Annotated in this window: 1 protein-coding gene; it reads right to left on the minus strand. The window is 60.7% G+C overall.

Annotation, left to right across the window (positions count from 1 at the left end):
* Window positions 1–299 (minus strand): recombinase family protein (locus AC0IYH_RS29290; RefSeq protein ID WP_471837528.1); only part of this gene is annotated, 299 nt, incomplete at its 3' end.
* Window positions 300–484 lie beyond the last annotated feature (185 nt).

The raw sequence follows: 484 nt of genomic DNA on the forward strand, positions 1-484 counted from the left end.
GTATCCATCTGCTCGGTCAGCGACCGGAACGCGATGCCGCGCGCCTTCAGGTCGGTGACGATCGTCAGCAGGTGCGGCAGCGAGCGCCCGAGCCGGTCGAGCTTCCACACGATCAGCGTGTCGCCCGCGTTCAGATAGTCGAGGCAGGCTTTCAGGCCCGGTCGATCGTCGCGCGCGCCGGATGCCTTGTCGGTATGGAGATTCCGATGATCGACGCCGGCTGCGACTAGCGCGTCCCGCTGGAGATCGACCGTTTGGCGATCGTCAGCCGACGATACCCGCATATATCCGACGAGCATGTACGACAAACCATCAAAAGCATGTTGTCGCACACTTTATCAAAGCGACAGGGTTTGTCGATCGTTATGGGCCGAGGCGCGTGTGGTTCGGCGAAGGCCCAGGTCAGGGGTGTCGGCTATCATGTGTTTTCCGACAGTCTCAAGACGCTGCGGCAACCTATACCGGCGTCATGACCAAGATACTG

It is taken from the genome of Pseudomonas sp. AC463, assembly GCF_979253585.1.